This is a genomic window from Legionella jamestowniensis (assembly GCF_001467745.1).
Classification (GTDB): Bacteria; Pseudomonadota; Gammaproteobacteria; order Legionellales; family Legionellaceae; genus Tatlockia; species Tatlockia jamestowniensis.
Genome location: NZ_LNYG01000012.1, coordinates 27,344 through 46,067, shown reverse-complemented (window position 1 = coordinate 46,067; position 18,724 = coordinate 27,344). Strand labels below are relative to the sequence as shown.

The following is an 18,724-nucleotide window of genomic DNA, read 5'->3' as shown; positions in this document are numbered from 1 at the left end:
TTAACAAAAAATGTATGATGTTATGGAGTATAAAATGCCAGCTGAATCGAGAAGTAAAAATGAAAATAAAAGGGATGAGCGATCAAAGGCTCTTGAAAACAATCCCTGTGGTATTTGTCGTGCTTCTGGTTTGCCTATTTGCAAAGGTCATGGTGGCGGAGGAGGTGGTGGTGATAGTGGTAGCGATGAAGCCAAAGATGAAAGCTCCCAAAAAGATAATGCCACTACCCCAAAATATGTACCTACAAATATAGAAGTGAAAACATTATCCTCTTATCTAGAAAATAGTGAGGTTTGGAATTTTAAAGATGATTTTCTTTATACTTTTAAAAATGACTTAGCAGTATTTTCTATTGAGTTGGACTTAGCTAAGGGCTCAATCCATTTTCAAGGTAATGAATTGCTCAGTGCTAACGATGAGAAGGATCTAAATGAGCTTTATGATAAGATTGAAGATGAACTCAAAACGTTTACTGATGAAGTAAATGCACAAAATATTAGCTTCTCTAGGGAAGGGAATAATTTGAGAATTAATATCCCTGATCCAAAATTATATGATCAATTTGTTACTAGACTTTTGAATAAAAACCTAGTTCCTGACAACAACTATAATGCAGATCTTGCCTATAAGACTAATCAAAGTACTGCACAAAAGGTTGATGAGAAAGGAGCTGCTGTTTCTTATAAATCACCAAATCCATTGGATATATCAAGTGGACCAAAACCAAATGGCTTTAAAGAGTAATTAATCTTTTAGCTAAAAGCATTGATAATTTTTGTAAATAATTGCTTGTAATTTAATGGAAGCAAAGCAAGTTACTCATCTTTATGATGGATTCGTAATTCTAAGAGGTAAAGACTGAACGCCTGTACGTAAATTTGATTTATAATTAAATATATCTTTAAAGTATTTTCAATACATTATGCCTAAACCGTCTGCTGATACATTACAAAAAATAATAAAGCCTGCTCATATTCCAGCTATAGGTTATGCGTATGTTGAACCGATAAAAGAAAGCGCAAATGAATTTGTAGAAACCTCACTCTCTGTTGGCAAAAAAGACGCAAAATCCGCTGATGCTGACGGGTGTGACCTCCATTTGATGTCTGAATTACCCAAAAGTCCTGCACAATACAAAAACAGTTATATATTTATCAAAAAGAACGATACTCAGGAACTTTATTATATTAAGCCTGATGGAAAATATGAAAAAACAAAAATTGTTGATTTCAATTTATTTGAGGAAAAAATAAACGCCATTAAAAATAAGGATGAGAGTAAATTACATCTAAGTGTGGAGCAAATTAAAGAAATTGTAACATCTAACGGAGGTCACACCCATACTGACAGGAATGAAGTAGATAATGACACCCAATTTCCAGCATCCTCTCTGAGCAAAATTGTATTTACCTATTTGGTGTTACAATTGGTTAGGGAAAAACGTATCAATTTAGATGAGCCATTACTTCCTATTCTGCAAGCAGCGGGTCAGGAATATGAAAGATTTAAGGTAAAGGGTCAATATCCTGAAAAGGCTCAACAATTAACAGCCAGACATGTATTGTCACACACCACGGGCTTGCCCAATTTTGGATCAGAATCAGATTTATCTTCTCCACTACTCTTTGATGATGAATCATATCTGGGCAAAGGGTATTCCTATTCAGGTGAAGCTATTCTTTTCTTGCAAAAAGTCATTGAGGCCACAACGGGTAAAAATTTAGAAGAATTGGCCCACGAGTATGTGTTTAAGCCTCTAGAAATGGAGCATTCTACATTTTTACCACAACCAGATGGCAATACCAATATTGTAGCAGTTCATACTCAGCTAGGAAAATCTACATCAATTTATGAAAGCCTCTCTCATCTTAGATATGATCTTGAATTGATGTCATCATTGTCCGATCTTAATCAAGCTGAAAAAGGTAAAATTTATTTATCTGAAAATCCCCGTGAGTATTATGTAAAAGGAATGAGTGAACCAGTATCTATCCCTCCTGAGATTGATTTAACAAACCTGGGAATAAAACTTAATAACCTTTCATTCAAAAGTGATATCTTGGCAATGACATCAAAAGCAGGTCATACCTCTCATCTTGATGCCGCTGGATCACTACTTACAACAGCCAATGATTTTTCAAAATTCATGACCGCTTGGTTAAAGAACATAGATGATCCCATCATCCAACAAGCATTTGACTATGAAACAAGTTTCGCACTTTCAGGTTTGACACCAGAAGAATTCGATCGTCTAAGCATTGATGATAACGCAAAAAAATACCTCAAGAGTGCAACAGATAGTAATTATAGGCGTGTTCCTTTCAATCAAACTGAGCTTGATGAATTAAAATATGCAATGAACAAATCTGCACAAACAGAAGTCAAGGTTTTAAGTGAGAAACTTGTGCCAACGAGGACTTACAGCATCACGAAAACATGTGGATTAGGTTGGCATATCTATAAAGATGCAGGTAAGGTAATTGCATATCAATATGGTGAAAACCTGAATACTCGATCTTTTATTGCGATCAATGTTACAGATAAAAAAGGTGCAGCATTTTTTACAAACTCTGAAAATGGAATGAGTATTGCAACCCAAATATTGAATTCTTCTGATTTAGCGCCTATTGGTGACATGCAAGACCTATTTAAACATATGCCTCATTATACTCAAAGCGATGAGTTAGGATGGAAAGAAACGATTGAAGGGATGCTTGCCGAAGATCAAGGTGATATTGAAAGAGCAAGAAGTTGTTTTGGAGAGGCGATTAAGTCATCGCCTAATGACCAATCCAAAAAACTCCGTTTGGATTGGTTTAATTTAGTACATCCATCCAAGCAAGAAAAGAAAGAATTCATTCCATCATTGGAAACATTTGGGGGAGTATATAAGAACCCCTTCAAAGAGAAGCGAGAAATATATAGCAAAGATGGCGGTTTAATATGTAAAGAATTCGATCGTGAAATAAAATTGGTGCGAATTTCAGAGACTGATTTTTTACCCGAAAAGAATCAAGATTTCAAAATAAGCATTAAGGGAGATCAAGTGACCATTCATTTTCTTCATGGCCAGCCGAAATACTTATTTGAACAGTCTTTGCCAGAATCACATGAACATGCTGCTTTTTTTACTGCTCTTTCAAAATTGTCAGGTCATCAGCCTGCTCATGAAGTGCAGACGCAACAGACTGATGAAGTTGATGTGCCTATTCATGAAACACAGGAAGCGGCTAATTTAGAGTCCGCTCGGGAAGTAAATCAACGATTTCGAAGTGCTTTAGCCGATGTTCGACCTGATAAGGTGCAACCTTCTGAAACGGTTGAAAAAACAGTAGCCAAAGATAATTCGCCATAAGTTATGACTCGAAACCACTGATTTATAATATTTTTTGTCGATTTTGATTTCTGACTCTATTAATTAACTCATCTAATTCACAAACTAATCTTACTGGTATCAAGTTAGATTGGCGTTTTTTAGCCGTAGCCAGCACTTTATTATTTAGCCATTTTTGAATGCGTATGACCAATTTACACAACTGGCCATATTATCTTTAAAATTCAGGAATGAATTTAATCACTAAAGGCCAGCAAAAATAATCTTCCCAAACATTCAGCACACTCTTGAGAAAGATCCATTTCTCCGTGATGTACCTTAGTTAATACTTCAGCTGGTATTTCAAGAATTGCTGCCATGTGATTGATATCTAGATTGGTAAGACGTAAAAGTGCTTCAATCCAAATTTTTTGTTTTATTCTGTTCCGTACAAAATTAAAACGAAAACTATCATTAAATTCCACGATACACACCATGTTACAACTCCATGTATAAATTTTTTAATAACATGGCGAAGTATAATTATTATAATAAGTAATCCTATCCCCCAATGTAGGTAATTTATGATATTAAGCCATAGCGAAATGCTTTTGATACAGCCTCAGTAATATTAATGCAATTCATTTTATTGCGAATGGACTTAGCATGTGTTTTTACGGTTTCTGCCGATAAATGTAAGCAGTCAGATATTTTTTGGATGGTCATTCCATTAGCAATCATACTCAGGCATTGTAATTCTCGTTGGGTGAGCTGTATAAAATGTTTTGGAATCGTCTTACGCATAATGATATTTTTTCTTAATTCACTATCGATAAATATACTCAGCCATTTTTGGCTTGGTATAGCAGTAGTTATCTCTGATAACATGGCATCAAGGAAGAGACAAATGAATTTTTCAAAAGTATCACGCACTTGATAGTAAAGTTTTTGAGGTTCTTTTATTTCTTCATTGTTATAAGCTTCAATAATAAAATCACATTCGTCACACTGTCGAACCATAGCAAAAGTAGTACTTAATTTATAGCGTGATTCCAGTATTTGAATAATTGGAATCTGCATTTCATCGTATTTTATTTCTCTCTGAATAAAAAACTCTTTTCCATGGTAAAGGTTACGATCATGATCCACATCTCCTCGAAATAAACCCTCAGTTCGGTATGGTATAGCCCAGAGGTAAAGATTAGAGATATAGTAACGTTGGCCACCACGAAAAAGCATTGAGATTGAAAAATTGGATATCTCTTTTGGACAATTAAGTTTTTCTGTCAGATAATCGATTTTTTCCCGAAATCGGATTGAATCTGATAACTCATTATAATCATTTAAATTAACGCAAATAGTTCCATCTTCATTGACGCTATGCATTGATATATCCCTAACATCGTTACTACTTACAACCAACCAGCCAATATTTTGTTAATCTTGTCCGGTTTTTCCAACATGGCAATGTGGCCACATTGTTCTAGATAAATTAACTCCGAACGTTTCAAGTTTTTTTCCATATGCTCTGATCTTTCAATAGGCATGACGTTATCCTGTCTACTGGCAATTAATAATGTTGGACATTCAATCAAAGGTAATAATGATGAATGATCCGGTTTATTAAGAATGGCACTCAATTGTTTTTTATAATTTTCAACGCCTACTTCTTGTGCCATGTCTTGTGCCAGGGGTAACAGAGCTTTATGTTTTTCTTTATCATAAATTGAGTTTTTAAAGATCAGCTTAATTAAGAAATCAAACTTCCCCTTACTAATTAAATCGAGAGAACGTTCACGCTCTAATTGCCCCTTTTCAGATACCAATTTTGCAGCGGAATTAATTAGAATGAGCTTTTCTATGCTATCGGGGATATAGCGATATAAATCGAGCGCAATATAGCCTCCCATAGAGAATCCAATTAGAGTAAATTTTTTAGGAGCACTTGGAACAAAGCGATAAGCCATCTCTGTAATGGAGTCGCTATTGAGCACATCAACGTAATGAAATCGTTTGCCTTCCTGAAAAAAAGCCACTTGCTGATGCCAAAGCTTTGGGGTTGCTAATGCTCCGGGAATGAGTACTATATCCCTATTCATATTTGTGACCATATTATTTACAATCGTCCTTAAGATACCCTATGGTGATAATATTTCAAGCAAAATCGAAAAATTTGGGTCATATTTGTGCAGAAGGAGTAACAAATGAGAATATCCCCCGCGAGTAAAGCATTATTCGCTGGTGTTTCAGGCACCGCATTACAATGGTATGACTTTGCACTTTTTGGCTATTTTGTACCAATTATTGCAGCAACTTATTTTCCCAGCGATGATCGATTTGCTTCGCTTTTAAGCACATTTGGTGTATTTGCTGTAGGCTATTTGTTAGCTCCACTTGGGTCACTATTTTTTGGTTATATTGGCGATCATTTTGGTAGGAAACGCGCATTGTCACTAAGTATCTTAGCGATGGCGATTCCTACAGCAATGATTAGTATTGTGCCTTCTTATCAACTCATTGGGATTGTAGCGCCTCTCCTAATCACTCTATTAAGAGTAATGCAAGGTTTTGTCGCAAGTGCTGAATTTACTGGATCCGCTATTTTTCTTGTGGAACATGCTAAGCCTGAGAAAAAAGCATTATATGGTTGCTTAACCAGTTCAGCATACAGCACAGGTTTGATTTTAGCGGGCCTAGCTGCTTCGTTATTTACTGCTTCATTTATGCCTTCGTGGGGATGGCGGATAGGGTTTGGGGTAGCATTGATTGCTGGTATTCTGATTTTTTATTTGCGTACTTATGTTGCTGAAACACCTGAATATCAGAGGATAGCTCAGTATGATAAAACACGCCTGCCATTTCTGACTGCACTAAATGAGACTCCTTTAGCTGTGATTGGTATTATAGGGATAGCGTGGCTAGTCAGTATTATGACCTTTGGTACCTATGTATTTACAGCAACTTATTTGCACAGTTATTTCCATGTTCCGCTTGGTTTCGCTACACTGATCATCACTTTATCTTTGACAGTGGATGCCGCACTTGAGCCATTTATTGCGCTCTTAGCAGACAGAATAGGGTTTTTAAGAATCATCCGATTCGGTATGACAGCTATGTTATTTTTTAGCATCCCTATCTTTTCATTACTCTCCACAGGAAATATTGGTTTAATTGCAATAGGACTGGTTTTCATGTCTGTTTTGATTGCAATTACCTATGCACCTTTAAATGCGTATATGGTTTCTTTATTTCCTCATCAGTACCGTTACAGTGGTTTTGGTGTTGCCTTTAATGTTGGTATTTCATTATTCGGTGGCACAACGCCATTAGTGATGATGTGGTTGGTGAGCAAGACTGGCAATTTTATTTCACCAGCTTGGTATTATATGTTTGGAGCAATCATAGGTCTGGTTTCTTTACTAGTTTGTGAGTATAGCCGCAAAAGGTCAATAAACCCGCAATCAGCCATGACTATTAATTATTGAGGTATTAACATGTTACTTTTCAGTTCTGCTTTGACGAAACACAAACTTACTTTTACCAAATTGAGTGACTGTATGGACTACGTACCCATTGCAGCTAAATGGGCTGAAGATGAGTGGGGGTATATCCGTAATAAAGGAATAGACTACCGAGCAGAAGTTATGCGAACACTTAAGGATAATGTGTATATTGGTACATTCGCGGGACAACCCGTGGCGATGTTTGCTTTATTAGATCATTCTTTTAATGCTGATTTAGTGAAGACAACAGATAATCTAACCCATGCACGTGAATTAATGTATGTCTATGTAGAGAAAGATTGCCGTGGACTTGGTTTTGGTAAACAAATAATAGAGAAAGCCAAGAGGTTGGCAGCAGAATTAGGCTCTGATTTGATTTTATTGGATACTTTAAAACCAAGTTTGAACGGGTTATATAAGAAACATGGCGCTGAGGTGGTATGCGAAGGGCAGTTATTTTCACACCCAACGGATGTCTTGAGAATTGTTATTTAGATTCTCAAACTATTTGCTATATGTGTTAGGGGTAATGTGTGTAAATTGGCCTAGCGCTCCGGAACTTGCGCCCTGACGCAAAAATCTAAAATATCAGATCGGAAAATCCCCTATAACATCATTATACTTATCTTGTGCATCAGCTAAGCTTAATTTTGAATAAATTTCCAGTGAGTCTCTTTTCGCATGTCCTGAGTAGGGTTGAATAAAAGCATCATCGATATTTTTCTTTTTAAGCCAGGTAAATAAAAAATGCCTTAGCTTATGAGGTGAGATAGAGCGTTCAATACCCGCAAGCTTAGTATATCTCATAAGGATTTTTCTAATTCCACGATCTGTATAGTGGCGACGAAAGCCTGACTCGAATAAAAACAACCTATTTTCATTTTTATATTGTTTTATGTGAAGAGCCAAGGCTTCTTTAAATGCCGGTGAAAAGGGAACAACCCTATCTTTTTTACCCTTCCCTTGATTTATTTTTATTCGACAATTTGTTAAATCAACATCAGCTAACTGAATATTAATTAATTCACTAACCCGTATTCCAGTATAAAGCAGAACTTTAACAATAAGCATTGGAACAATATCGTGAGACTCCCAAACTGCTTTATAAAAAAGCCTGATCTCATCTTCCGTGGGTACATAAGGTAACCGTTTGGGTGTTGTTGTAACCTCGATTTTCAGATTTTCTCTCACAAATCTGAATACATCTCGAAGATAATCATAATTAGGATTCTGTGTTTTAAGCAAACTTGAAACTTTTTGCGCCATTTTTTTAGCTGATATTCGTTCCATTATGCAGCCACCTTATAGTGAAGATGGGGCAACCGTGTTGATAAATTCAATGGGAATAAACCATAAGGGTTAACATGCTCATAAATAAGAGGAGTTAATGCCCTTTTATCCTCCTTAGTTAATTTATTTTGCAACCCATACTCTTCTATTATTCGCTGAATCATTAAGGTATTGATATACACCATTGATAGTTGTAAAAGATGTAAAGACAACACAGATAAGGTTTGTGCTTTCTTATGGTTAGAGGAAATTTCACCAGATCGGCCATAAAAAATAAATTTGCTGACACCATTCCAAAGTTCAACTACATTTAATCCTTCTTGGATTTCCTGCCTGATGGATTCATGCATTAAGTAGTTGCAGATGAATATGGTTTTTAATACCTTACCTAACTGTGATAATGCTATGTACGTTGGATGTTTCAGATTGTTTTGATTAAAACGCCGGAGAATAGACTCTGGCTCAGCGTGACCGGCCTTCATCGCAGCAGTATATTTTACAATTTGACTGTATTGTTCTTTAATTAATTGCCAATTAATGGTATCTGTCAGCACTGCTTGTAGATTTGTATATTTTTGATAATCTCCAAGTTCACATTGTGCCAACTTTTGTTTATTCAAATTGGCAAGTCGTGGCATTAAAGAAAATCCTAAAAGGTGTGAAAAGGCAAATCCCACTTCACTTTGACCATGAGTATCAACATAATTTTTTTGAACCGACATTTCGGTGCAGTGTCTTAATACACCTTCAATCATGGCAGAAACTTCAGAACTTGAAACGCTTTTTAATTGTGAGTGGATGCAGCAGGCATTTTTTTCAACATGCCAGTAAATCATCACGCCTCTTCCCCCATAGCGATTGTGGTATTCTGATATCAAATTTTGAAAATAAGCGGAAAATTGAGTTGAGTCACTGGCAACAGCTACAGGCATACCACCCCATATTTCTTCTAGTCTGACTTTAAATAATGCATTTGCTACTTTGCTTAAAGCGTTTTTTAAATTGTCAGTAGATAAAAAATAATTTTTAATGTGTCGAAGCTGATGCTCACTAACATGGCCGTTTCCAGCACACATGTGTTTTAACCCAACGTTTGTTCCCAGTCCATAAATAGTAAGTAAGATTCTTTCGGAAATTTCATGAGGTTTTAAATAGATTTTGTGGCCATATGAAATAAAATCACGGGTAAATTGGTTTTCCAAATCGACTTCTTTAATCATGTCGATGAGATTGGTTCCTTCCCATTTTTCCTGTAAATGTTTTTTTATAATTCCAATGCTACTAGACTCTGCTTGAGGTGTAAGGGGTGTTACAATAATACGACCTCCATTTTTGGAACTAATTTGAACTTTTGTATTGTTGGGTATATTGTCATTTAAAGAGGCTAATGCGCTTGTCAGGCGTTGCTTTAGTTGTTCAATAAAGACATCACTATCAAGAGGCAAGGAAAGATCCTCAAAATACACTTCTTTGTTTTCTTCAAAATTATTCGGCAAATCTTCATCTGGATTTCGATGTTTAAACGAGCCTTCAACCCTTATTTCACGACACCTAATCCTGTCTGCAAGTTTTTTTAAAACATACACTTCATAACAAATTCGCTTTATTTTACCGCTTACTGGATCAACAATGCGTTTTTTCCATTTATCAGGCAAGAAATCAATAGGGACATCTTCATTGTCTGGGAAATAAATTTTATTACTATCGAAATATTTTTTAATCAGCGCTAATGCATCCAGTATTGGCTGATACTCGGAGTTATTAGAACAAAAAATTACATTTTCTAATAATGGTTGGATCATTCGTCGGTAATGACTGGCATAAGAACTTCTAATTTGTTGATGCAAAAGGCTCTGGTACTTTGGTCCTCTTTTCTTATACTCATCGATGATATTTTTTAACTTATCCTGGCCAATAATAGGAAAAATTTTATCTCTTATTGTTCCATCTGGCTGTTCTAAACTTATCTCAGCTATATTAAACAAGATCGTATCTTTACCGTAGACTTTTTTTACATCATTAATAAGTTTTTTAACCACACGCCTTTCTGATTTATGAATGACGTTGCGGATAATGCGGTTAAACATGTCGATTGTTTTATCGATAATCTCTTCTTTTCTTGTGTGGCAATACATAAGTAAATGAGCGCATCGCTTATTATCAATCATTTGTTTTAAATCACTAGGGTTTAAACGTGTAAACGCTTCTGAATAATGCACGATTCTTTTTCTTGGAATGGTGTGAATGGCTACTAAATCAAAATTAAATCGGTTCAAAATGGATAGCTGTTCCATTAAACTCAATATAGAATCAAGTGATGGGTTGTTAATTTCTTTATTTATCCAACCTAAATAAGACAAGCCTTCTTTATAAAGCAATAACAAACCATTTAACTGTGCCTCATCTTCTGGGGACAATGTGTTTTTTAGTTTTTCGAATAATTCATTCTCAAACGCGTTGCTAGCATCAAGAATAATTCTTGCCATCGTTTTTTCTTTAAATAACTCAATACCTCTTTCTTTTAAATACTGAATCGCCTGATTTTTGATTTCTTCGTCAGCTAAATAATGATTGGGTAGTAGTTCGTTTTTTATCCATACCTCAAGCTCTTTATAATGCGTTTTTTTAGAGAAAGAAGTATTAAAATATTTTCTAATCAGTGAGATATAATTGTCATATGTTCTTGAAGGCACTTCACAAATAACAGGCGGAATATTAAGTTGGCTTGCAACTTGCTTGATAAGATAAGCAGGTAATTTTGTTAGGTCACTTATGAATTGATGACTTTTTTGGTAGTATTTAAATAGCAAAGCGAATGCTAATTGCCTACTTGAATGCCTTGTCCTTATAAAGCCAATTTCTTCTTGGGTTAAATCAAATTCATTTATTGTTAAATCGATCACACTCATTTCACCAGTTCCTAGAATAGCCAGAGTCGGAACTCTAATAGCTATATTCCTCTATTTTTATGTTGTAATTTATCTAAATCTGATGATAGTATCAACCACTAAATAAAAATAGGAACCAAAAGGCATTTCACTCTGCCTGCTACTAACATTTGTTAATGGCGTATACATTAAGGATTATTTAATGAACAAAGGATATTTACCATTAATTTTAATGATTTGCGCTGCAAATGTATGGGCAAAACATCATATCATCGATTTAACTGTTGCTTATGATACCTTTAATTTTACTGGATACCCTGCACGAGCAATTACTATCAATCATCAGATTCCAGCTCCAACGCTTCGATTTAAAGAAGGGGATGAGGTCACTATAAATGTTCATAATCATTTAGATAAAGAAGCTGCCATTCATTGGCATGGGATTATTCTCCCTTGGCAAATGGATGGTGTCATGAACATCACACAAAAAGGTATTCCTCCAGGCGCTACTTTTAAATACCATTATACCCTGCATCAATCTGGTACCTATTGGTATCACTCGCATGCAGGTCTTCAGGAGCAAGAAGGCTTATATGGCGCTTATATTATCGAACCAAAATCACCACCTGCTTTTAAATACAATAAGGACTTTGAAATAGTTTTATCTGACTGGAAAAATACCAAAGCCGATCATATCCAAGCCAATTTAAAAAAAACAGGTGAATATTATGGTGCAAGATTTCCTTTGCAACCATCACTTCAACAATTTATTCAAAGCTACAGTAAAGCCTCAAAAGAAGAGGGTAAAAAAATATGGATGGATTATAAAATGATGCAGTACATGCGTATGGGCATCTTTGATCTAAGCGACGTTGCTTATGATACTTTTTTGATGAATGGTCATCCAACCTCTCGCCCATGGACACGTCAAGTTAAGGTGGGTGACGTAGTACGTCTGCGTTTTATAGGAGCCGGCGCTAATACTTTTTTTCGCGTCAAAATACCTGGTGTTACCATGAAGATGGTACATGTGCAAGGTAATGATGTTATACCTTATCCGGTAAAAGATTTTTTTATCGGCCCTGGAGAAACGAATGATGTATTAATAAAAATTGAACAAAACAAGCCCTACATCATTTATGCAGAATCTTTTGATAAAGTTGGAAAAGCACTGGGAGCTTTAATTACAAACGCAGATCAGCCCGTCCTTTATAAGGAGGTTATGCCTTTTCCAGATCCAAAACCTACCACTCGTGGCAAAATGAAAAATGAAAAAAAACGCGGTTTAAAGCCGATGGCGCACATGGGAATGCAGAGTGAACTTCACCATCAGCCGCATATCAATACGATTGAGACAGGCAATATATCAACCGAAAGCCACACGCAAGCAAAACATCACAATAAACAAAAAAAACCTGTCACAATAGGTACGAAATACCAGCATTTAAGAGCAAAATATGAAACCAATAATCCTAAAAAGCCCATCTATAAAACGATTAATCTACAATTGTTCGGCTTCATGGATCGCTTTATATGGTTTATTAATGGTGTTCCTGAATACAACGCTAAACCCATTAAACTATTGCCTGCAAAACGATATCGATTAGTTTTTATTAATAATTCCATGATGCATCATCCTATGCACTTGCATGGTCACTGGTTGATTCTAAGAAACGGTCACGGAAACCACGATCCTTTGCTACATACTATTGATATCCCTCCGGGCAGTGAAGTTACAGCTGATTTAGATACCGATGCTAGTGGCCAGTGGTTTTTCCATTGTCATATGCTAAATCACATGGCTTCTGGTCTTGCCAGAACATTTCAATATGCTTCTATTATTGACATTGCGAAAGGTAAAGAACCGCCAAAAAATATCATTAAACATACATCCTACTATAACCGGCCAATTGTTCGAGTAGATGAACTACGTCCTATTTCGTTGCCGATGGTAGAGCATCCTGTGCACACACCCAATAAATTTTTTGCAGCATCTTTTATTGAATTCGGAGGTGATTTCTCCAAAAATCGACAAACCCTGACTTATTATGGATTATATGGCCCTGATTTTAACAAATTACAGCTATATATTAATGATGCTGAAATGGAAAAGGGAAATATTTCCAACGCGGATATTGATGTATTCTATTGGCGACAAATCAGCCAATTTTGGATGATAAAAGGTGGTGCAAATTATTTTTATCGCCCATCAAAAACACCTTACTGGCAGCCTGGGATCGGTTTTGAAGGACTAATGTATTATTTTATCACTAACAATTCCAGGTTCTATTATCATAAAGAAAGTTTTAAAGCAGATATTGAATTTGGTCGTAATACTCAATTAACCAATAATTTATTTTTAGGGACCCTTTTTAGAGCTATTGCTGCAACGAAAACTATTACAGAAGATGAAATTGGTAGTGGTCTTAATGAGACGCAATATGTGATTCGTCCAAACTATAGAATTACACCAGGCATTTCTGCCTTTATAGAATACGAACATACCAAATATCACAGTATCTTAAAAAATATCAGGCGAAGCAATGGAGAAGCAGTAGTCGAAAACTCGCTTTTTTTTGGCTTAAATTTTATTATTTAACCCGATACAGATTTTCGATCTTTTAAATCAGGGGTGATGTTTAAAAAGGAGTGAACATGGATAAGCAAAAGCAAAGAGGAAGTATGAGTTGGGGACGATTTGTTGCGATGATTACAGTCTCTACTTTTATTATGTTTTTTTTGATGTACCAGCTTGTTTATTCGTTTGACCATGCCATGTTTAGTCTAAACCGGCTGATTGCTTCCTTGATAATGGGATGCGTTATGAGTATTGTAATGCTAGGGTTTATGTGGTCTATGTATGAAGGAATAGTAATTAAAGTTAGTATTCTCAGCATCGCGGCAATAATGGGGGTTATTTTATTAGTGATTAATCGAGGGCAGTTCGTTATTACTGATATTAGCTTCATGAAATCAATGATCCCTCATCACTCCATTGCTATAAATAACTCCAGAAAAGCAACAATTAAAGACCCTCGTGTTCGTAAATTGGCAGATCAGATAATAGAGGCTCAAGTCCGCGAAATAGCCGTGATGGATCTGCTTATTAAAGATATTGAACAAAATGGCTTGCGTGGGACAACAAAGCTTCCTCCTCGATCAACTGAGATAACTTCTGAAATGGAGCAAAAAATCAGGAAGGCTGTTCAGTAGTATGAGATAAGTATTTTTGCGTCAGGGCGCAAGTTCCGGAGCGCTAGGCCAAATTGTGATTACAGTCACTCGCAATTTTAGGCAAAAATCCACCTGCTTGCATTTGCCACAACCTTGCATAATGACCATCAAGCCTCAATAGCGCTTCATGAGAGTCATCTTCAATAATTTTCCCTTTGTCAAATACTAATATTCTATCCATTTTTGATAGCGTTGCTAAACGATGAGCAATAACAATAGTGGTTTTGTTATGCATCATTTCATCTAAAGCTTCTTGAATATATTGTTCAGTAAGGGAATCCAATGCAGAGGTTGCCTCATCCAAAATTAGAATCGGGGCATTTTTGAGCATTGCTCTCGCAATAGCAATTCGTTGGCGCTGGCCACCTGATAGTTTAATACCACGCTCACCGACCACTGTTTGATAACCTTCTTTAAGTTGACTGATAAATTCATGGCAATGGGCTTTCTTAGAGATGGCAATCACTTCTTCATCTTTTGCATTCATGTCACCAAAGCGTATATTCTCCATTAACGTACGATGAAATAGGGTTATGTCCTGCGGGATGAGAGCTATTTGTTCCCTTAGTGATTGTTGGGTCACGTTTTTAATGCTTTGATCATCAATTTTAATTGTGCCTGATTCAACATCAAAAAGACGCAAAATCAGATTAACAAAGGTACTCTTTCCGCTTCCAGAAAATCCTACAAGACCTACTTTTTGACCAGGTAAAATAATGATATTTTTATTCTTGAACAGATAAGTACCTTCATTATAATGAAATGTCACTTCTTTAAATTCAATTTTGCCTCGAGTTACCAGCAGTGGCTTTGCATCCTTCGCATCGACGATATCGTGTGATTTACCTAGAATCGATAAAGCTTGCTTACAATTACCTACTTGTTCAGAAAAAATTACAACTTGCCCCGCGATAAACCATAAATTCCATAAGATACTAATGGATACACTGATAACAAAAGCAAAATCTCCAATAGTAATAAGATCCTTACTGTACATGAGAAGCAAAATATAAATATTTAATCCCGTAAAAATTAAAATGCTAAAATCCCAAAATAGGCGCATTTTGATAACCTTAGCTTGCATGGCACGGTCTTTAGCTACCGTATCGAGAATGCTTTGATGAATGTAGTGATTTTCCTTTTTATGTCTGGCAAAAAGTATCACATTAATGATATTGCTGATGCTATCAACTTTTTTACCAACTAACGTTGTTACACTTTCTGAAAGAGCATGCGAAAGCCTTTGAATCGGTTTCAAAAATAACATGGTGATGAATAGGAAAGAAACAATCCAGCCAAATAGAATGGCTGCAAAAATTGGGTGAACAAATAGCATGGTGATAATAGCCATGAATATGACTAGCAACTGAACGTAAAGCTCATCCACTATAGAAAGAATGCCAATGATTCCTTTTTGCATATCATTAATTTTATTAATTAAACTCCCAGTAAAATTATTTTGAAAGTACTGGTGTGAATGTTGACTCAGATAATTGAACATTTCTTTGATTACATTTTCACGCACGCTAGGAAAAAACTTCATCTTTGCCCAATCTAAAAGACGTATACTGGCACAAAGTCCTATCCAAAGTGCAATATAACTAAAGAAATATGATTGTAAAGTTTTAGGTAATTGGGCTTTATGTCCTTGAAAAACCAAAACTTTATCAATAATAAGTTTAAGTACATAAGGTATGCAGGTATTGAGGGACGCCCAAATCAATCCTGCTAAGGCTATGATAGGGATCCAAATTTTATAAGGCCACACTGTGGAAAGAATGAAATGAGTTAAAGAGGTTTTTTTGGCATTCATTTTTAAGTTAATTGGTAAGTTATTTTATAAGTTTCGATCATAGCGTACGAAACATTTAAAATGTTTGCCGTGATTGAAACGATATGTTGTAATAATAACACGTTTCGTTTTATATAGAAATGATGTAGATTTTTCTCAAATAACAACTAAGAGGTTAATATGAAATCCCAATTAATAAAAAAAATTATTGAAATAAAAATTCAGCAAAATGCGAACTCAAAGTGCGCGCAATGCAAACATGGCTGTCATCCTGTCCCTTGCGCAGGCCAATGTGGTGTGTGAGCATTTGAGCAATTTTTCAAAGTAGTTAAGAGTACTCTTAACTACTTATCTCAAATTTACAGATAGGTAAAAAAATGATAGTTCCACTTAGCCAGCTTTTACAATATCAAAATTCAGATGTGATTAATCGTTATAAAAAAGAATATCCTGATAATACTCTTGGCCCAGAAGAGGCTTTTACTGAGCTTTTAAAATTTTTATGGCTATGCAATAAACATAAGTATGATCAAATGACTAACCCTGAACAAGAAGAATTAAATTTCCAATGTGTTATTCATCATGAGATGAAAGAAATTGATGATATGTGGCATACATTTCTATTATTTACAAAAGGTTATATGGATTTTTGTAATTTTTACTTTAAAAAATATATTCACCATACCCCTTTTAGCAATGAGATAGCTCCCTCACAAGAACAATTAACCACTCATCTAACATATTATTTATCTTATATTTATGACCATCTTGGTGAAAAGACACTTATTAGATGGTTTGGCATCAGAGATTAGTTAATTTTTTGACGACTATGGCTCTCACTTCCATGCGCAAATTTTTCTAGTTTTTCTTGAAAATTTAATAGCATACTTCTTGCTATCTCTATCTTAAGGAGTAAACAAGCCAATAAATATATTAAACCAGCCAAAAAAATAGCAGTAATTATGGAGATACTGCTTATTAATAGTGAAGGATGATAAAGGAAGTTACTAAAGTGAGATGATATTATCCAACAAATTAATCCTAGAAGACCTGATGCTAAAGTACAACGAAGAAATGTGCTTATAAAATACATAGTCTGCAGGTTATGCAAATGATTCATCAGTATATACAAAATTAAAAAATTACTTGTTGCTGAAATAGACGTTGACAGCGCCAATCCTCCATGTCCCAAAGCTAATTTAAAAATTAAAAAATAATTCAAGAAAATATTCAGACCAATGGAAGAAAAGCTAACCATCATGGGTGTCCATTTCTTATTAATAGCATAAAAGGCTGGGGATAATATTTTGATGCAAGCATAGCTGATCAAACCAAGTGCATAAAACTTTAAAGCATAAGCAGTTTGTAATGTGTCGGCCGAGTGAAATTTACCATGCTCATAGATTAAGCAAATGATTGGTTCAGCAAAAAACCAAAGACCAATTGCTGCTGGCATGGTTAGAAATATGGCTAGGCGCATTGAGCGACCTAATGTTGGTCCAAATTGAGTTTGGCTGGTACTTGCTGCAATACGTGAAATTACAGGTAGGGTGATCGTGGCAATAGCTACCCCCAATGCGCCAAGAGGAAACTGCATTAGTCTGAATGCACTGTTAAGCCATGTGACGGCCTCTTTTCCAAGATAGGAAGCAAATGCTGAATTGATAAATACATTGAATTGTACTGAACTAGCAGCAATGATTGCAGGAAAAGTTAAGATCAAGATACTACGGATCCCTGGATCGTTCCATTTGAAATCTGGTTTAAAACGAAAGCCAACTCTCCATAAGCTAGGAAATTGTATGATAAGTTGTAAAAGTCCACCCACCATTGTTCCAATAGCTAAACCAGTCAATGCTCGCTCACCGAATGCAGGGTCAATTAACCAGCCACAAAAAACACCACCAAAAATTGAGCCAATATTAAAAAAGCTTGAAGCAAGTGAGGGTATACCGAAGACATTCTTGGAATTTAAAATCCCCATTATGATAGCGGCAAGAGAAACCAACAAAATAAAAGGATACATTATTTGAGTGAGAAGGATAGTTATACCAATATCTTCTATTGAAAAGCCTGGTGCTAAAGCATGGATTATATATTTAGCAAAAATAATTCCAATTAGGGATATTATACTCATTACGACGCTGGTTAACGTGAGCATTTTAGCAGCCAGTCTCCACGCAGAGTCATCACCTTCTGTTTCTATTTTTTTAGAAAAAATTGTGATGAAAGAAACTGATAATGCCCCTTCTGCAAAAAGATCTCTTAATAGGTTGGGCGCTCGAAATGAAATCAGAAAAATCCCCATCGAAGCGGTGCCAAATAAGGTATTAAATAAGACTTCCCGGATAAGACCTAATACGCGACTAAACATCACTGCAAGTGCGATAATCCCAGTCGCTTTAACATTTAGGGTTTTATTGGAATTCATTACAAGTATTAAGTAGCGTGAATAATCAATATCATAACTTAAAGATGAGACTGGGTCGACGGCTCTAAGTGCTTAATGAAGAGTGGCATAATTTCGAAAATTAACACAAGTCCAACTGGAATCTATTTCTTAAATTTGTTTATCTTGTCACATATTAGAGATCAAAGTATCCTTATCATGATGCATCGCAGGGTGTCAGTCATAGGAGTAATTGTAGATGGCACTCAAAAAGCGAAATGGTGTTTGGTGGATCGATATAACCCATGATGGAG

14 protein-coding genes are annotated in these 18,724 nt (G+C 35.6%); 7 read left to right on the top strand and 7 right to left on the bottom strand.

Annotation, left to right across the window (positions count from 1 at the left end; genetic code table 11):
* The first annotated feature begins 34 nt into the window (after nucleotides 1–34).
* Both Ljam_RS03335 and Ljam_RS03330 read left to right on the top strand, forming a co-directional pair.
* Nucleotides 35–745, top strand: coding sequence for a hypothetical protein (locus Ljam_RS03335; RefSeq protein WP_058448718.1), 711 nt, complete (start codon nucleotides 35–37; stop codon nucleotides 743–745).
* Nucleotides 746–923: 178 nt separating this feature from the next.
* Entirely contained in the window at nucleotides 924–3,356 is a 2,433-nt protein-coding gene (locus Ljam_RS03330) for a serine hydrolase domain-containing protein (RefSeq protein ID WP_058448717.1), read from the top strand.
* Between the two features lie 215 nt (nucleotides 3,357–3,571).
* Here Ljam_RS03330 and Ljam_RS03325 read toward each other — a convergent pair whose 3' ends face one another.
* The 3 genes from Ljam_RS03325 to Ljam_RS03315 all read right to left on the bottom strand — a co-directional run bounded on the left by Ljam_RS03325 (nucleotide 3,572) and on the right by Ljam_RS03315 (nucleotide 5,413).
* Nucleotides 3,572–3,811, bottom strand: a complete 240-nt coding sequence (locus Ljam_RS03325; protein WP_058448716.1) for a hypothetical protein — start codon at nucleotides 3,809–3,811, stop codon at nucleotides 3,572–3,574.
* Nucleotides 3,812–3,896: 85 nt separating this feature from the next.
* Entirely contained in the window at nucleotides 3,897–4,700 is an 804-nt protein-coding gene (locus Ljam_RS03320) for a response regulator transcription factor (protein ID WP_058448715.1), read from the bottom strand.
* Between the two features lie 26 nt (nucleotides 4,701–4,726).
* Nucleotides 4,727–5,413: an alpha/beta fold hydrolase gene (locus tag Ljam_RS03315; RefSeq protein ID WP_058448933.1), complete on the bottom strand. Its 687-nt coding sequence runs from the start codon at nucleotides 5,411–5,413 to the stop codon at nucleotides 4,727–4,729.
* 105 nt (nucleotides 5,414–5,518) lie between these two features.
* Here Ljam_RS03315 and Ljam_RS03310 point away from each other — a divergent pair, with 105 nt between their 5' ends.
* Both Ljam_RS03310 and Ljam_RS03305 read left to right on the top strand, forming a co-directional pair.
* Nucleotides 5,519–6,799, top strand: a complete 1,281-nt coding sequence (locus Ljam_RS03310) for an MFS transporter (protein WP_058448714.1) — start codon at nucleotides 5,519–5,521, stop codon at nucleotides 6,797–6,799.
* Nucleotides 6,800–6,808: 9 nt separating this feature from the next.
* Nucleotides 6,809–7,312 (top strand): GNAT family N-acetyltransferase, encoded by a 504-nt coding sequence (locus Ljam_RS03305; protein WP_058448713.1) that lies wholly within the window; start codon nucleotides 6,809–6,811, stop codon nucleotides 7,310–7,312.
* 93 nt (nucleotides 7,313–7,405) lie between these two features.
* Here Ljam_RS03305 and Ljam_RS03300 read toward each other — a convergent pair whose 3' ends face one another.
* Together Ljam_RS03300 and Ljam_RS03295 are read right to left on the bottom strand one after the other, a co-directional pair.
* On the bottom strand, nucleotides 7,406–8,107 hold the full coding sequence (locus Ljam_RS03300) for a tyrosine-type recombinase/integrase (RefSeq protein ID WP_058448712.1): 702 nt from the start codon (nucleotides 8,105–8,107) through the stop codon (nucleotides 7,406–7,408).
* The gene (locus Ljam_RS03295; RefSeq protein WP_058448711.1) at nucleotides 8,107–11,016 is read right to left on the bottom strand and encodes a Tn3 family transposase; all 2,910 of its coding nucleotides are present in this window, start codon (nucleotides 11,014–11,016) and stop codon (nucleotides 8,107–8,109) included. Before Ljam_RS03295 ends, Ljam_RS03300 begins: the two co-directional genes overlap by 1 nt.
* Nucleotides 11,017–11,197: 181 nt before the next feature.
* On the opposite strand from Ljam_RS03295, the gene Ljam_RS03290 reads away from it, so the two are divergent.
* Both Ljam_RS03290 and Ljam_RS03285 read left to right on the top strand, forming a co-directional pair.
* Nucleotides 11,198–13,594, top strand: a complete 2,397-nt coding sequence (locus Ljam_RS03290) for a multicopper oxidase domain-containing protein (RefSeq protein WP_058448710.1) — start codon at nucleotides 11,198–11,200, stop codon at nucleotides 13,592–13,594.
* Between the two features lie 56 nt (nucleotides 13,595–13,650).
* Nucleotides 13,651–14,208: a DUF305 domain-containing protein gene (locus Ljam_RS03285; protein ID WP_058448709.1), complete on the top strand. Its 558-nt coding sequence runs from the start codon at nucleotides 13,651–13,653 to the stop codon at nucleotides 14,206–14,208.
* 43 nt (nucleotides 14,209–14,251) lie between these two features.
* Here the strand turns inward: Ljam_RS03285 and Ljam_RS03280 are convergent, their stop codons facing one another.
* Complete coding sequence (locus Ljam_RS03280) at nucleotides 14,252–16,042, bottom strand: ABC transporter ATP-binding protein (protein ID WP_058448708.1); 1,791 nt, start codon at nucleotides 16,040–16,042, stop codon at nucleotides 14,252–14,254.
* A 356-nt stretch (nucleotides 16,043–16,398) separates the two neighbouring features.
* Between Ljam_RS03280 and Ljam_RS03275 the strand changes: the two genes are divergently transcribed.
* On the top strand, nucleotides 16,399–16,833 hold the full coding sequence (locus tag Ljam_RS03275; RefSeq protein WP_058448707.1) for a glycine-rich domain-containing protein: 435 nt from the start codon (nucleotides 16,399–16,401) through the stop codon (nucleotides 16,831–16,833).
* On the opposite strand, the gene murJ is transcribed toward Ljam_RS03275, so the two are convergent.
* Nucleotides 16,830–18,452: a murein biosynthesis integral membrane protein MurJ gene (gene murJ / locus Ljam_RS03270; protein ID WP_058448706.1), complete on the bottom strand. Its 1,623-nt coding sequence runs from the start codon at nucleotides 18,450–18,452 to the stop codon at nucleotides 16,830–16,832. The two genes, Ljam_RS03275 and murJ, sit on opposite strands and share 4 nt — an antisense overlap.
* Nucleotides 18,453–18,724: the final 272 nt, after the last annotated feature.

Coding starts and splice junctions, on each gene's coding strand:
- Ljam_RS03335 (WP_058448718.1), top strand. CDS start 35: ATGCCAGCTGAATCGAGAAGTAAAAATGAAAATAAAAGGGATGAGCGA.
- Ljam_RS03330 (WP_058448717.1), top strand. CDS start 924: ATGCCTAAACCGTCTGCTGATACATTACAAAAAATAATAAAGCCTGCT.
- Ljam_RS03325 (WP_058448716.1), bottom strand. CDS start 3,811: ATGGTGTGTATCGTGGAATTTAATGATAGTTTTCGTTTTAATTTTGTA.
- Ljam_RS03320 (WP_058448715.1), bottom strand. CDS start 4,700: ATGCATAGCGTCAATGAAGATGGAACTATTTGCGTTAATTTAAATGAT.
- Ljam_RS03315 (WP_058448933.1), bottom strand. CDS start 5,413: ATGAATAGGGATATAGTACTCATTCCCGGAGCATTAGCAACCCCAAAG.
- Ljam_RS03310 (WP_058448714.1), top strand. CDS start 5,519: ATGAGAATATCCCCCGCGAGTAAAGCATTATTCGCTGGTGTTTCAGGC.
- Ljam_RS03305 (WP_058448713.1), top strand. CDS start 6,809: ATGTTACTTTTCAGTTCTGCTTTGACGAAACACAAACTTACTTTTACC.
- Ljam_RS03300 (WP_058448712.1), bottom strand. CDS start 8,107: ATGGAACGAATATCAGCTAAAAAAATGGCGCAAAAAGTTTCAAGTTTG.
- Ljam_RS03295 (WP_058448711.1), bottom strand. CDS start 11,016: ATGAGTGTGATCGATTTAACAATAAATGAATTTGATTTAACCCAAGAA.
- Ljam_RS03290 (WP_058448710.1), top strand. CDS start 11,198: ATGAACAAAGGATATTTACCATTAATTTTAATGATTTGCGCTGCAAAT.
- Ljam_RS03285 (WP_058448709.1), top strand. CDS start 13,651: ATGGATAAGCAAAAGCAAAGAGGAAGTATGAGTTGGGGACGATTTGTT.
- Ljam_RS03280 (WP_058448708.1), bottom strand. CDS start 16,042: ATGAATGCCAAAAAAACCTCTTTAACTCATTTCATTCTTTCCACAGTG.
- Ljam_RS03275 (WP_058448707.1), top strand. CDS start 16,399: ATGATAGTTCCACTTAGCCAGCTTTTACAATATCAAAATTCAGATGTG.
- murJ (WP_058448706.1), bottom strand. CDS start 18,452: ATGAATTCCAATAAAACCCTAAATGTTAAAGCGACTGGGATTATCGCA.